General features: G+C 47.4%; 1 protein-coding gene. It reads left to right on the forward strand.

The window, feature by feature from the left end; translation table 11 throughout:
• Positions 1-13: 13 nt before the first annotated feature.
• The coding region (locus IQR33_RS32585; RefSeq protein ID WP_322631757.1) for an AMP-binding protein at positions 14-1,198 on the forward strand (1,185 nt) is incomplete at its 3' end.

Here is a 1,198-nt window from a genome sequence, read left to right on the forward strand (position 1 = left end):
ACCAGAGGCAAGTTTGACCCAGTTAGATTTACGTCTTGCTGATGAAATTGAGTTACAGCAACGTATTAACCAGACCAAAGTTGCGTTACCAGAGCAAACCTTGCGTTCGTTGATGGCGCAACAAGCTGAGAAAACGCCCGAGAAGCTTGCTTTGATTGATGAAGACCGAAGTTTCACTTATCGCGAAATGAGAGGGCAGGTGAAAGCGATAGCAGAGTTATTTTGGCAGCACAAAGTGAGTGTTGGCGATATTGTTGCCGTTGCGTTGTCACGAAGTACGAAGTTAAGTCTTGCGTTCAATAGTATTATTGAATGTGGGGCCGCTTACTTACCGCTTGACGTGGGTTATCCAGACGAAAGGTTGGCGTACATGGTCAATGATGCGAAGCCTAAGCTGATCATCACGACATCTGAGCACCGAGCGCGCTTTTCTGCATTCGGAGAGTTGCTGATTTTGGATGAACTTCCTAAACCAGTGGCTTCCACGCTGACGGAAGAGAAGGATGGACTTACGCCTTATCATGGGGCCTACATTATCTATACATCTGGCTCGACAGGGAATCCGAAAGGCGTGTTAGTTTCGCATCAGGCTATCGTAAACCGCCTGAAATGGATGCAGCATGAATATACACTCAATGCGCAAGATGTGGTCTTGCAAAAAACGCCATGCAGTTTTGATGTTTCCGTCTGGGAGTTCTTCTGGCCGCTGATTGAAGGTGCGAGCTTGGTCATGGCACCACCGGAATCGCATAAAGATCCGGAGTGGTTAATGCAGATCATCAATGACTACAAAGTGACAACCATGCACTTTGTACCGTCTATGCTTGCTGCGTTTATGGCATCGATAGAAAACAGTCATGAACAAGGTGAGCGTGTCGCTCGAAGCTTACAGCGTGTTTTCTGTTCTGGTGAGGCATTATCGAAAGAACTGTCTAATCAATATGCACGCTGGATAGAGGCGCCATTACACAACTTATATGGTCCAACTGAGGCGGCGGTTGATGTGACGTATTGTCCGGCTTTTGGTTCTATTTTAGCTGAAAGCTTAGGGACGAGTGTGCCGATCGGTCTACCCGTATGGAATACGCAGGTGTATGTGCTAGATAGCTTCCTGAGAGAAACGCCAGTGGGTGTCCCCGGTGAGTTGTATCTAGCTGGTGATCAATTGGCTATCGGCTATTTGAACCGCAGTGGATTA

Source organism: Vibrio sp. OPT46, assembly GCF_015163535.1.
GTDB classification, from domain to species: Bacteria; Pseudomonadota; Gammaproteobacteria; order Enterobacterales; family Vibrionaceae; genus Vibrio; species Vibrio alginolyticus.